The 13,594-nt window shown below is 37.1% G+C and carries 11 protein-coding genes; 6 read left to right on the top strand and 5 right to left on the bottom strand.

Going from position 1 to position 13,594, the window contains the following annotated elements; all coding sequences use genetic code 11:
• Positions 1-10 precede the first annotated feature (10 nt).
• Together AsFPU1_RS11605 and sipA are read left to right on the top strand one after the other, a co-directional pair.
• Positions 11-2,641: an AMP-binding protein gene (locus tag AsFPU1_RS11605; RefSeq protein ID WP_125061108.1), complete on the top strand. Its 2,631-nt coding sequence runs from the start codon at positions 11-13 to the stop codon at positions 2,639-2,641.
• Positions 2,634-2,858, top strand: a complete 225-nt coding sequence (sipA, locus tag AsFPU1_RS11600) for a regulatory protein SipA (protein ID WP_124975616.1) — start codon at positions 2,634-2,636, stop codon at positions 2,856-2,858. The genes AsFPU1_RS11605 and sipA overlap by 8 nt, the downstream gene beginning before the upstream one ends.
• Before the next feature lie 10 nt (positions 2,859-2,868).
• On the opposite strand, the gene AsFPU1_RS11595 is transcribed toward sipA, so the two are convergent.
• Together AsFPU1_RS11595 and AsFPU1_RS11590 are read right to left on the bottom strand one after the other, a co-directional pair.
• On the bottom strand, positions 2,869-3,702 hold the full coding sequence (locus tag AsFPU1_RS11595; RefSeq protein WP_124975614.1) for a tetratricopeptide repeat protein: 834 nt from the start codon (positions 3,700-3,702) through the stop codon (positions 2,869-2,871).
• Positions 3,703-3,899: 197 nt separating this feature from the next.
• The gene (locus AsFPU1_RS11590; protein WP_124975612.1) at positions 3,900-5,825 is read right to left on the bottom strand and encodes a chromosome segregation ATPase; all 1,926 of its coding nucleotides are present in this window, start codon (positions 5,823-5,825) and stop codon (positions 3,900-3,902) included.
• Positions 5,826-6,018: 193 nt separating this feature from the next.
• Between AsFPU1_RS11590 and AsFPU1_RS11585 the strand changes: the two genes are divergently transcribed.
• A complete protein-coding gene (locus AsFPU1_RS11585; RefSeq protein WP_124975610.1) occupies positions 6,019-7,866 on the top strand; it encodes a polysaccharide deacetylase family protein in 1,848 nt (615 codons plus the stop codon).
• 309 nt (positions 7,867-8,175) lie between these two features.
• Here the strand turns inward: AsFPU1_RS11585 and AsFPU1_RS11580 are convergent, their stop codons facing one another.
• Positions 8,176-9,366: an SGNH/GDSL hydrolase family protein gene (locus tag AsFPU1_RS11580; RefSeq protein WP_124975608.1), complete on the bottom strand. Its 1,191-nt coding sequence runs from the start codon at positions 9,364-9,366 to the stop codon at positions 8,176-8,178.
• A 185-nt stretch (positions 9,367-9,551) separates the two neighbouring features.
• Here AsFPU1_RS11580 and AsFPU1_RS11575 point away from each other — a divergent pair, with 185 nt between their 5' ends.
• The 3 genes from AsFPU1_RS11575 (at position 9,552) to AsFPU1_RS11565 (ending at position 11,913) form a co-directional block, all read left to right on the top strand.
• Positions 9,552-10,304 carry a HEAT repeat domain-containing protein gene (locus AsFPU1_RS11575; RefSeq protein WP_124975622.1) on the top strand — a complete coding sequence of 251 codons (753 nt, stop codon included), beginning with the start codon at positions 9,552-9,554 and terminating at the stop codon, positions 10,302-10,304.
• A complete protein-coding gene (locus AsFPU1_RS11570) occupies positions 10,304-10,912 on the top strand; it encodes a flavin prenyltransferase UbiX (RefSeq protein ID WP_124975606.1) in 609 nt (202 codons plus the stop codon). The genes AsFPU1_RS11575 and AsFPU1_RS11570 overlap by 1 nt, the downstream gene beginning before the upstream one ends.
• 296 nt (positions 10,913-11,208) lie before the next feature.
• On the top strand, positions 11,209-11,913 hold the full coding sequence (locus AsFPU1_RS11565; RefSeq protein WP_124975604.1) for a LapA family protein: 705 nt from the start codon (positions 11,209-11,211) through the stop codon (positions 11,911-11,913).
• A gap of 140 nt (positions 11,914-12,053) precedes the next feature.
• Here the strand turns inward: AsFPU1_RS11565 and lepB are convergent, their stop codons facing one another.
• Both lepB and mazG read right to left on the bottom strand, forming a co-directional pair.
• The gene (gene lepB / locus AsFPU1_RS11560) at positions 12,054-12,635 is read right to left on the bottom strand and encodes a signal peptidase I (protein ID WP_124975602.1); all 582 of its coding nucleotides are present in this window, start codon (positions 12,633-12,635) and stop codon (positions 12,054-12,056) included.
• Positions 12,636-12,652: 17 nt separating this feature from the next.
• The gene (gene mazG / locus AsFPU1_RS11555) at positions 12,653-13,486 is read right to left on the bottom strand and encodes a nucleoside triphosphate pyrophosphohydrolase (protein WP_124975600.1); all 834 of its coding nucleotides are present in this window, start codon (positions 13,484-13,486) and stop codon (positions 12,653-12,655) included.
• Positions 13,487-13,594: the final 108 nt, after the last annotated feature.

Raw genomic sequence — 13,594 nt, 5'->3', positions numbered from 1 at the left:
CAAATTAATTATGAAACAAATTATTGAATTTAGCAAACAAGAAATAGAAGGATCTATTAGTGATCGCTTTGAAAAAGTAGCAAATTTTTGTTCCCAACAAATAGCTATTAAAACAGAAAATGAAACGATAAATTATGAAAATCTCAATAAAAAAGCTAATCAATTAGCTAGATCAATCTTAAAAGATTATCATTTAGAAAATCAATCAACTATTATCCTATTGGATCATGAAATATCTATTATTACTAGTATTTTGGCAATTTTAAAAACAAGAAATTTTTATACTATTTTAGATTCTCAATCACCTCAAGAGCGATTAAAAATTATTTGTGATGAAAGCAAAGCAAAGTTAATAATTACCAACTTCAACAACTTAACATTAGCCAATAACTTAGCGGAAAATAATATCAACATAATTAATATAGATACTTTAAACCCTTATATAAATGAGGATAATTTGGGATTTTTTATTGCTCCAAATGCTATAGCTAGTCTTGTTTTTACCTCTGGTTCAACAGGTAAACCCAAAGGTATAATTACTACTCATTCTTTTTATCTTGATCATATCTATAATACTAGCAATAAAGATAAGATACAAGTAGGTGATAGTTTGACAACTTTACTCAACTATAGTTTTTCAGGATCGCTTAATGCTATCTTAACTTGTTTATTAAATGGTGGTACTTTAGTTACTTATAACTTTTCAAAATTAGCACATTTTCCTTTAAAAGATTGGTTACAAGAAAACAAGATTAACTATTTTATATGTACTAGCCAAGTATTTTATCAATTAATAGATAGTCTTGACAAAACCACATTTTTTTCTTGCCTTCGTCAAATAATGATTGTAACAGATAAATTATACACAAAAGAAGTAGAAAGGTTTTGGCAAAAAGTTTCTAGTAATTGTATTTTAAAGCATGGTTATGGTTCATCAGAAACTAATGGTATAGCTATCATTTACTTACAACGTAATAGTTTGATATCTAGTAAGATTATTCCTGCTGGTTATCCAATAAAAGAAGTTAAAATTTTGGATGAACAAGGACAAAATTTAGACGTTAATGAAGTAGGAGAAATAGCTGTTAAAAGTAGTTATCTTTCCCCTGGTTATTGGCAAAATCCCCAATTAACAAAAGAAAAATTTTTACCAGTTCCTAATGATAAAGACTCTCGTATTTATCTTACTGGTGATTTGGGTAGAATCAATTCAGATGGTTACTTAGAAATCGTAAGCCGAAAAGATTTAATGGTTAAGATCAGAGGTTTTCGGATAGAGTTAGGAGAAATAGAAGCAAATTTAAAAGAACATCCTAAAATCAAACAAACATTAGTAATTACTCAAGAAAATACCTTAGAAGATAAGAAAATAGTATCTTATTTTGTCCCTATTAATAATCAGAATATTTATCCTCAACAATTAAGAGAATTTTTAAAGGAAAGATTACCTCATTATCAAATTCCTTCAGCTTTTGTTTGCTTGGATTCTTTTCCACTTACTGCTAGTGGAAAAATTGATTTAAAATCTTTACCTAAAGTCGATTGGACAACCTTGATACAACAAAATTTTGTTGCTCCAAGGGATGAAGTAGAACTGCAACTGACCAAAATTTGGGAAAAAGTTCTGGACATCCAGCCCATCGGCGTGAAGGATAATTTCTTTGACCTGGGAGGACACTCCCTGCTGGCGGTCAAGCTATTAGCCCAAATTGAGAAGACTATGGCCAAAACCCTGCCCTTAGCCACTCTTTTCCAAGCCCCAACTGTTGAAGAATTGGCCAATCTTGTGCAGCAGAAAGGAAAATCCCTGCCATGGTCTGCCTTAATACCAATTCAGCCAAATGGAAGTAAACCTCCGTTCTTTTGCGTACACGGGGGTGGCGGAAATATTCTCAACTTTTATCCTTTAGCTAATGAACTGGGTTCAGATCAGCCTTTTTATGGATTACAAGCTAAAGGTGTAGATGGTCAACAGAAACCTTATAGTTGTATAGAAGATATGGCTACTCATTATCTGGAAGAAATTTTTACCATACAACCAGAAGGTCCTTATTTTCTAGGAGGCTACTGTTTTGGAAGCTTAGTTGCCTTTGAAATAGCTCAACAACTTCTCACGAAAAACCAGAAAGTAGCTCTGCTAGTTTTTTTCGATCCTATACCATATTATAAACCAATATCTATAAAGGAGAAGTTGTTTCATCACTTAGTACTCCTTTTCCAAATTGGTCCTACTTATCTTTTGAAAAAGATTAAAAAGATAATGAGTCAAAAGCCTAATAAAGATTTTGAACGAGCTATCCAGCCTGAAACGCCCCAATCTATTAAAATAGCGCATTTACAGGCTTACAATAATTACGTGCCACTATCCTACCCAGGTCAAGTTCTTGTATTTTCAACTAATCAAGAAGATAAGCACCAAAATCAATATTGGAATGCTAAAATTGGTTGGGGTTCTTTAATGACTAAAGGATTAAAGTTTCACTATGTGTACGCAGATCACATCTCTCTCTTGAAAAAACCTCATGTGAAGGAATTAGCTGAAAAATTAAGGGATTGTATTGATTGGACTTTGGAGAAAGAGATTGGCTCAACGGGTACATTGAAAGAATTAATCAACAAATTTGACAAACCATATGAATAAAACAGAAATTGCTGTAGGTAGTATTATTCGTCTCCTTACTCAACCCCCTTACCTAAAAACGGCTGATCCTATGCCCATGCTGCGCCCGGCCGATATTTTAGACATTGGGGCAGAAGGAACCGTTATGGATCGCCGTCCGGGGGGTTATTGGGGAGTTCACTTTCCTCAAGGAACTTTTTTACTCGAAAGTCAATATATGGAGGTTGTTGGGGGTTAGGTACGGCCGATCATTTATCGATTGAGGGTTGACTTGTAATCTGGGGTTTTTCTAAGGCGATCGCTTTAATTTGTTCTTTATAGGACACAGGGGCCAAAACAATCGCCTGTTTTAACAGAGTTTGAGCTTCGGTTTCTTTCCCCTGTTGTCGTTGGAGCATGGCTTTGGCTAAAATAGGACGAAAATCATTAGGATCAGCTTTTATGGCTTGATTGTAGATTGTCGTAGCTGCATCATAGCGATTTTTTTGAGTATAAATCTCCCCTAACAGTAATTGAAGGGAGGTAAGATTAAATGCGCTAGTCCCTTGGGGATTATTAGACTGTTCTTGTAATACTTGGTTAAGGGTATTTTGCACCAGATTAACCGCATCTTGAGAGCGATTTTGTGATATTAACAGATCTACCATTCCCTTTAAAGCCCGAATTTCTCCAGGATTAGCTGCTAAAATTCCCTGATAAGCAATAATCGCCCCTTCATAATCTTTGAGTTGTTGTTTGGCTTGGGCTAATAAAATGCCATAATCGGGCTGTTGAGCTTTAATTTGAGCTAATCTTTCTAAAGGGGCGATCGCGCCTGAGAGATTTCCTTGTCTGAGTTTTGCTTCCAGAAGTCCTTGCAACGCATTAGGGTTATCTGGTTCTCGTTCTAAAACCAATTGATAACCTAACACTTCATTGTCTAATCTAGCTTTTTCTGTGGCCATTAAACCAGAATTATCCGGTTGACGAGCTTGTACAATACTACTGACTAAGGGCAGAATAGAAAAAGAAATCAGAGCTAATACCATTAAAATTAAGGTGGTATAGATCCAGCGACTTTGCTTTGTTTTAGAAACTTTCATGGTTTTAAGGGTGATATTATCAATGGATAATTGACAATGGATATTAGAATTAGGCTGTGTAGACAGCCTTTGTTCTTATAGAATAAGGCTTTAGCCTGTATTCATTGATTAATTTTACAGCCTCCGGCGGGTTGATCTAGTTTTTTGTGAGAATCATTAATTGATGTAAAAAACCCGCCCCTACGAATTTTTGGTAATTAATTTTGCTGATTAAATCCGCCATAATTGTTATAATTAGTCTCTACTAAAGGATTAGATTGAGAAGACTGGGGTAAAGGTTGAGTCACGGCAGGTTGTAGTAACTTTTTCCAGATATCAATTTGTGCGATCGCTGATTGATAAGCCGTACTTTCAGCCGGAACCATGCGAGCAAGATTGATCGCTTCTTGCAATAAAGCACGATTAGCCTGATCTTGAGCGATAGAAAGGAGTTGATAAGCCCAACGGTTTAAAGCTTGTTGCACTTGACTACTCGCATCCGTTGAGGAAGGAATTCTGCGCACAACAGAGATGGCTGATACTAAGGCTTGGGGGGTTCTTGCATCCGCTATTAAATAAGCTTCTTGCAGATTTCTTTGAGCGCGAGTTTCTCGTCGCCATTGTCCGATTTTGGTTTGAGCTTCTTGGTACAAAGATTTTCCTTGTCTAATTTGTTGAGCGGCACGAATGGCGGACTCGTAGTCTCTGCTGTTGCCCAGGGAGATCGCCTGATCGAGTAAGGGTTGATCTTCTTGTGTCTCAATACTAAAACGCCATTTGCGGATCTCTTGTTGAGCTTCCCCAGACAAGGCCCGATTTTTGCCAATTTGTTGAGCTTGGGCGATCGCCTCTGTTAAAGCTGGGATAGTATCACTACGGGATAGATCTCTTGCCTGATCTAATACAGGTTGATCTTCAATTAGTTGAATTTTATAAGTCCAATCTCGAATTTCTTTTTGCGCTTCTTGATAACGAGGGTTAGCTGAAGCAATTAATTGGGCTGAGGCGATCGCTCCATTTAATTCGTTGATTGAGCCTCCTTGGGCTAAATTACGCGCTTTTTCGAGATGGGCCACATCTTCTATCTCAACTGTCCAACGAGTGACTAATTCTTGGGCTTTTTCGTATAGAGGACGTTCAGACTCAATTTCTTGTAGGGTGGTAACGGCTGTTTTGAGATTTTCTACAGTTCCCTGATCAGCTTCTAACCCTGCGCTGGCTAAAGTTTTCCAATCATTGACATAATCACTTAAAGATAGGGTTTCAGGTAATCTCTCTACGGTATCTAAAAGAGCCTGCCAGCTACGATTATTAACCAATCCATCTATGTAGTCAACAATCTTATCTTTGGCTTTAGTAATCAAATTTTGCGCTTCTCGATGAGCGTAACTCTTAGGAGAGATTTTCTCAGCTTCGGTGATTGCGGCTAACCAGTTATCAATGCCTCCTCGACGCAATATTTGATAAGCTGTATCCAGTTGACTACTTTCTTCTTGGGCTAATTGAATTTGTTTAATAGTATCATCGTATTTATTTGTTGCCCAATAAGTATTCTCAATACTTAATAGTTTAACCGCTTCTCTAAATGCCTGATTCCAGTTAGATTCACGTAATTCTTCTTCTACTTGGGCAAAAATTTCTTCCCCATCTTCCCAAATACCGCGCCACTTTTCAATTCTTTCGTTAACAACTCGATACACTTGAACGTTAGCGGGAATTTTACGGGCGATCTCAATAGCTTGTTCTAGTTTTCCGTCTTGAAATTTTTCTTCAGCCATATCTAAAATAGATACGGCCCACTCTTCTACTAATCGGTTAATATCGTGCCGTAGAGGATGGTCAGAGGGTAAGGCTTCTACTAATTTAATCGCTTGCAGTAAACTATCTACAGTTCCTTTATCTGCTTCAAGTTGAGCGCAATATAAACGAGTTGAGGCTGAGGCAATGGGCCAAAACATTCGGACACATTGAGGAGATTTTGGCAGTCTCAATAGGAGGGAGGTGGCAGTAAAACCAACGGTTCCTGATACCACAATTAAGCTGAGGGCCCACACTTGCCAAGGAAAATGACTTAGCTTTTGGGTCCATTGATGGTAAAGGGGTAATTCCTTTACGGGGGTTGCTTGCTTTGTTGATTGGTTCATAAATCCAGGGATTATACTATCCCAACTCCTCCTCATCCTACACACACAGATTTTATTCTATGTATGTCTGCTTATTATATACAAAAATTTTATGGACAGCATTCTATGGGATAAGGTAGCTAATTCTTGCTTCTTCCCATAAATTATTAACAGTCATCCGTTTATACCCTCGACTAACAGTGAGATACCTCCTATGCCTTCTTTTCCTCAATCCTCTCGTTCGGTTAAACCTATCTTATACAGTAGCACTGGCTTGATTATTGCCCTATCTGGGGTCACTATCTTTGGCTATGTTCACGTCAATAATGCTACTTATAATCCTAAATTAGATTCTAATACTTCTTCCATACCACAAAATTGTGATTTTGTCAAGTCTGATTTATCAACTCGATCATTAACTCTGCCAAGTTCTGAGAGTCTAACCCAATCAACGGCCTTGTTTCAACCGGGGTCTTTATTACCCAGTCACTGTTTAAAAGCTGTTGTAACTGTTGATCAACAGCAAATTGTCATTTCTCCTGAGAGTTTCCCTGACTTATGGCAAGCTTCCCAAGATATGGCTAATGCGCCATCTAAACCTTATCCGACCATTCATGATAGTGCGAGAGCGGCCAAGGTTCCTATCTTAATGTATCACGATATTCTCCCTCGTAAAGAGGTCTTTTTTGATGTTACGCCTGAAGAATTAGAAGCCCATTTTAAGTATATTCAAGAACAGGGATTAACTCCTATTAGTCCTGATTTATTATTAGCCCATTTACAAAAAGGAATTCCCTTACCTGATAAACCAGTTTTATTAACTTTTGATGATGGATATGGGGGACATTATGAATATGTTTATCCCTTATTAAAAAAATATGGTTATCCTGCTGTTTTCTCAATTTATCTGAAAAAAATGGAGGGGAAAACTGCCCGTTCTAGTTTAACTTGGCCACAACTTAAAGAAATGGCGGCTGACCCTTTAGTGACTATTGCTTCTCATACCATTAGTCATCCTAAAGATTTACGAGAATTATCAGATGATGAATTATTTCAAGAAATTCTCATTTCTAAACAATTACTAGAAAAAGAATTAGGCATTCCTATTACTTATTTTACTTATCCAGAAGGTAAATATGATGCCAGAGTAAAACAATGGGCCATGGCAGCAGGTTATAGTATGGCTTTTACTATGGATGATCAACAAGAAATATTTGCTGGACAATCACCTGATTTATTAAGTGTTGGACGCTTTGGACAATCACAAATACAAGTAGTTGTTCCTCAAGCTTGGGGGGGTTATCCGGCCCCAACATCGGCAGGAAAATTTAATTTTTCTATGGGAGTTGAGAAACGAGAACACACCATAGATGATGTAACTATCATGGTAATTAATGGTGGAAAACCGAGTACAATTCATGCAGATAGTCGTTATCAAGTGCCAGAAATTATGACAGGAACTGATGCGATAGCGGCAGTTGATGGAGCATTTTTCTCATTAAAATATCTTGATTCCAATGTAATGATTGGACCCGTTATGAGTCAAGGGAAAGAATTTGTTCCTGGGAATGCAAGTGAAAATCCAAGATTAAATGGACGACCTTTAGTATTAATAACAGATAAATGGGTTAAATTTATTCCATTTGATGCTAATATTCATAATACTTTAGAAGGTATTCAAGCAGAATCTTATGATGGAGAATTAATTAAAGATTTATTTGTAGGGGCAGCTTGGTTAGTCAAAAATTCTCAAGCACAACCCGCAGAAAACTTTGGTAATTTATTTGATTTTGATGTAGCCAGACATCGGGCTTTTTGGGGAATTCATCAGTCAGGACAACCGATGATTGGTGTTACTAAAGATATGGTTGATTCTATTAAATTAGGAAAAATTTTGCAAAAGTTAGGATTTCGGGATGCAATAATGTTAGATTCTGGTGCGAGTACATCTCTAGCATTTGAAGGCAAGTCAGTAGTAGAATATACTCCACGTCCTGTTCCTCATATTGTCATTTTATCACCTCCTTTATCAACTATTTTAGAGACAAAAGAGGCACAGTAAATAACTTAATTGAAATTCATTTGACTGAAAATCTCTCTTGATGCTCATTTCTGATTTATTTTGTTTTTTTGTTCATGAATAATGCAGGTTAGGTGGTCTTAAGAAGTCAGAAGTTCCGGGGAGCGCGAGTGCATCGGAAATTGTTTTTGTAACGGGGTAAAAATCCCCGTTACAAAAACGTTTCGCCTTAAAAAGCGAGGTTTTAGACCCAATTATTTTGATAAATAAACGAATGTTTGTAATAGATTCCCTGGGGGCCTTATTTTTAAACTTTAAGTTGACATTTATGACGGCCCTTGACCCTATTTATCATTCTTCTAACATTTCACAAACTTGATCACTCATTATTTGACCTGCCACTTCATGACCTAATTCATTCCAATGACCACTACCTAAAACCGTATTATCAAACCCATGTAAAAAGCTTTTATTTTGATCAGCATATCCTTGAATAATTGGTGCTAAATTAATTATTTTTAATTCTTCTTTTTCTCCTAATTGTTTCAGTCGTTTGTCGGGGTAAAATTCATCTTTTATCCCTGCTTTAGTTAAATATTGATCTCTTATTGTTTTATCGGGATAAACTTGAGCCGGATTACTTAATGTAAATCCTAAAAATATTGCCCCACTTTGTTGAGTTTCTTGACCTATCATTTTCACTAATTCTTCAGTTGTTTCCCAAGCTTCTGCCCAATTTTTATCAACAGGGTTCTTATATAATTCTGGAGTAAAATCTAGAGAATTAACTATATTTTCTGCTTGACTATTTTGCTGTTTTGTGATGTTATTATTTTTTAAGGCAATTCTAGCTTCGTTAATGACTTGAAGTAAACGAGAATTATTAACAATAGAAAAAATAATTTTCCGAGGTAAACTATTACGCCATTTATAGGTATCTGTATCTTTAAAGGATAGATCCATGACAAATTTATTATCTTTTTTGATTAAAAACGGACTAAATCTATCTGGTGGACTTAAAGTTTTTGAATTATTAATAATATCATTGCCTGTAAAAATAGCTAAAATGACTAAATCAGGAGAATAAGCCTTAACTTTATGTCTTAAAGTCATTAATTCTTGAGCCGTTCCATAATCACCAACTCCAAAATTAATGACCTCAACCTTTCGTCCATTAATAACTTGACAATTAGGAAGTTCCTTTTTAAGAATTGACCAAAATGTTTGTTCTGCATTAACTTGAATTGCCTCCGCAAAAGAATCTCCTAAAATAGCAATTCTGAAGGTATTCGGAGGTTTTTCTTTAGTGTGTTCTTGATCTCTTAAACCGTCTTGATTAACGCTTACGAATCCGTTTCCTTCATGAGTCCATAAACCAGAAATACCAGGAATAAGAGCATGACCTCGATATTCATCAACTTGATAAAAACTAGGATAGGAAATATCCATAACTCTTAAGGTAATTTCTCCTACTGCTAAAGCAAAAATAACCCCTCCTAATCCTAATAGAATATTTTCACCAAGTTTTTTCAATTTGGGCATAATGTTTATTGTTTGTCTCTGTAATCAAAGATTCTAGTTTAATATTTTTTATGGTTGTTAGATCAATAAATTTATTGGGATCAGTTGAATTAGTTAGATCAAATAAAAATTTGATTCAACCTTAAGTCTGAGACAAGAATCCAAAAAACTGCTTAAATAGTTTAGAATAGGCTACTTTAATGACTATGCAGAGCGACGACGACCTAAGCACAATCGATAGTGGAGAACAATTTGATGATCCGTTGGATCACCTAGAGTCCATAGATTCTGATGTCCCTGTTCCTGATCCAGAGGTCATGTTGCCCTTATTGACTGATGATTCACCATCACAACGGATGTTAGCCGCAAGGGCATTTTGTGAACTCCAAGACGAACGAGCTATACCTGCTCTGATTCAATTATTAAAGGATGCTTGTCCCTTAGTGCGGGTGAGTTCGGCTTATGCTTTGGGCAGAAATACAAGTTCTGAAGCGGTAGAAGCTTTAATTGACTTATTACAAACTGATTGGAATGGATATGTCCGTAAAGGCATTGTTTGGGCTTTAGGGAATGGCTGCGATCGCCGAACCCTCTCTCCGTTAATCCACGCTCTAAAAACGGATATTTCTGCGGTACGTCTTTGGGCCGCCAGTAGTTTGGCTCAAATCGCTAAACTAGAATATGAGGATGTTATTGCTACGATTCCTCCCCTGATTGAAGGGTTAAGACGAGATTCCGTGGCCGCTGTTCGTAGTAACTGTGCTTGGGCCATTGGACAACTGTGTCGGGAGTTACCTTCTAATGTAGTCTATGCGACGGCGATCGATGCTTTACTTGAAGCGTTAGTCGAAGATGAAGATTTGGGGGTCAAAGAAGATGCTAAAAATGCTCTGTTACGGGTAGGAGATGCTAGAGGACTACAAATGATTGAAGATTTAGAATTTGAAGGACTTATTTAATGAAAAAACCTTTGATTTTGGGTATTAGCGGCGCATCAGGGCTGATTTATGCCGTTCGGGCCTTAAAGTTTCTCCTGGAAGCTGACTATACTATTGAAGTAGTGGCCTCAAAAGGGACTTATATGGTTTGGCAAGCAGAACAAGGGGTTCGGATGCCCCCAGAACCTGACGTACAAGCAGCATTTTGGCGCGAACAGGCAGGTGTTCCTCACCAGGGGAAATTATCTTGTCATCGTTGGGGAGATGTGGGGGCCGCGATCGCAAGTGGGTCTTTTCGTACTTTGGGAATGGTTATTTTGCCTTGTAGTATGAGTACGGTGGCGAAACTGGCCACCGGACTGAGTTCTGATTTATTAGAACGGGCCGCTGATGTACAAATTAAGGAAGGCCGCCCTTTGATTATTGTTCCCCGTGAAACCCCTTTGAGTGTCATTCATTTGCGTAATTTAACGACTCTGGCCGAAGCAGGAGTTAGAATTGTTCCAGCAATACCTGCTTGGTATCATAATCCCCAAACTATTGAGGATTTAGTGGATTTTGTAGTAGCTCGTACTTTAGATCAATTAGACATTGATTGTGTTCCTCTCCAACGTTGGGAAGGCCACTAATACCAAATCTGCTTTAGTTACCCCACTTATCGAGGAGAGAGTGTAGGGGCGGGTTTATCTAATATATTTGTTACAGTATTAAAATTTTGTTAAAAACCCGCCCCTACGGGTGGCTGGTTTATCCAACATACTTGTTACAGTATTAAAATTTTGTTAAAAACCCGCCCGTACGGAGAACGGATTTATCTAATATATTTGTTACAGTATTAAAATTTTGTTAAAAACCCGCCCGTACGGGGAGTGTGGGGAGAAATAACTCAAAATCATAAACAGATGTTAGCAAGGTAAATGGAAAGATGAAATTATTATTATTATTATTAATTTTGGCGAGTGCAGTTATTTTGTTGGTGCAGAATCAACAAGTGATTGTGCTTTATGTGTTGGGAACAAGTTCTAAAACCGCTTTGTTTTCATTAAAACTACCTCTAGGATTCTGGGTACTTTTAGGAAGTTTGGCAGGAATGTTCACCAGTTTGATAATTCAGAGTTTGACAAGATCGCCTCAATCTGCTAAGACGAAAAGTCCTAAGTCTCCCCGTCGTAAACCTCCTCAACCCTCTGCTAAAAAGCCTTCTCCTCCTCCCCCCCCTAAAAAATCTGATTGGGAAGTACCTAACCTAAGAGACTGGGAAAAACCAGAACCAGAGGAAGATGACTGGAATATTGAGGAACCACCCACAGAACCAACGATTTCTTATCGTTCTGCAAAACCTCCTGTAGAACCTTTTGCCCCTGAACGGGAGGCTGTTAAATTTGAAGTGGAACAGTCCCCTAAAAGTTCGTCTCGTGAGGGTTCAGTTTATTCTTATACTTATCGAGAATTACGCGATCGCAAGGAAACCCCAGAAACGAGTCCTGAGAGTCGAGGGATTGAAGCAAGAAAGGGTCAGACTCCTGAACAAGTTTATGATGCTAATTATCGCGTGATTACGCCTCCTTATCGTAATCCTCAAGATTCTGTGACGGATGAGGAGGAAGGAGATCAAGAAGAATGGGTCTAGTAATTTGGCGTTACCAGTGATCAGTTATCAGTTACTACCGTTAATTTATTTTACTCCACCCTATGACCCGCTTTATCTTCATCAGAATATAAATCCAACCAACTTTCATATTGAACCTTTAATTTTAAATTTGTAACAGTTTATATACTGCCAATTCGCGGAAAAGGGAAGAAGCGAAAAACAGCTTTACCAATGACATTTTTTTCGGGTAAAAATCCCCAAACATGGGAATCATTACTATTATTACGATTATCACCCATGACAATTAAATAACCTGGAGGAACTTCAATTGGTTGTAAGTTATAATGAGGAGATTCTAAGATATAATTCTCGGTCAAAGGTTGGTTATTAATATAAACTTGTCCATCCATAACTTTAATGGTTTCTCCACCAGTGGCCATAACTCTTTTAATAAAAGCTTGTTCTCTTTTATATCCTTGTAATTGTAATTGTATCGGAGGTTCAAAAACGATGATATCTCCGCGATGGGGGGAACGGAAATAATAAGAAACTTTTTCAACAACTAAGCGATCCCTTATTTCTAATGTTGGTAACATTGACTCGGACGGAATGTAACGAGGTTCAGCAATAAATGTCCGAATAATAAAAGCTAATATTAAAGCAATGATAACAATTTGTAGATTTTCCCAGATACTTTTTTTAATATCATTTTTTGCTAATTTAGTCTCAGAAATCTTCATTTTTTGTTCATCTAAAGTCATAAAATTTTCAACTATATCTACTGATTTAAGTGTTTTTTAGCTTGTTTCCAGAGAGTATCTAATTCATCTAGAGTATAATCACTTAAAGGACGATTGGCAAAGGTTTCCATCTTAGAAACTCGTTGAATAAATCTTTCATTAGTGCCTGATAAAGCATCCGAAGCATCTAAGCCATACCATCGAGCAAGATTAATTAAAGTGAATAATAAATCACCTAATTCTGATGTTTGGTGTACTTTATCATCGCTTTCTAAAGATTCTTTAAACTCCGCTAATTCTTCAGAGAATTTATCCCAAACACCTTCAACATTTTCCCATTCAAATCCTGCTTTTGCTGCCTTAACTGAAATTTTACTACTGGCCATTAATGGGGGTAAAGTTCGGTTATAATGAGTAAGTTTTCGACTGAGTAATTCAGCCATTTCTGGGGTTTCTCCCTTCTCTAACGCTTTAATTTGTTCCCAGTTTTGACGCACTTCTTCAGTGTTTGTAACTTGTACATTACCAAAGACATGAGGATGACGACTAATTAATTTTTCTGTAATACCTTGAGCCACTTCTTTTAAGCTAAAATTACCGTAATCACTAGCAATTTGAGCTTGTAAAACCACTTGTAATAAAAGATCTCCTAATTCTTCTACAATGGCTTGAGAATCGTCACTTTTAATCGCATAAACCACTTCATAAGCTTCCTCAATAATATAAGGAATAAGAGTTTGGGGAGTTTGTTCTAGATCCCAAGGACACCCACCATCAGGCGATCGCAATTTAGCCACGACTTCAATTAAGTGATTTAATGCCTCTAGAATGGCTTCGTAAGCTTGATTAGCCGTTTCAGGAAGGTTAGACATACATACCGAAATAATTGGCCTCTTAACTATTCTTAACTGAATTGTTCCCTTTTGTAAATATAGAAGCTTAGCGTAGGGGTCAACGGCCGTCATTGGTGTCAACTTAAG

It is taken from the genome of Aphanothece sacrum FPU1, assembly GCF_003864295.1.
Classification (GTDB): Bacteria; Cyanobacteriota; Cyanobacteriia; order Cyanobacteriales; family Microcystaceae; genus Aphanothece_B; species Aphanothece_B sacrum.
This window is presented reverse-complemented; position numbering and strand designations above follow the sequence as displayed.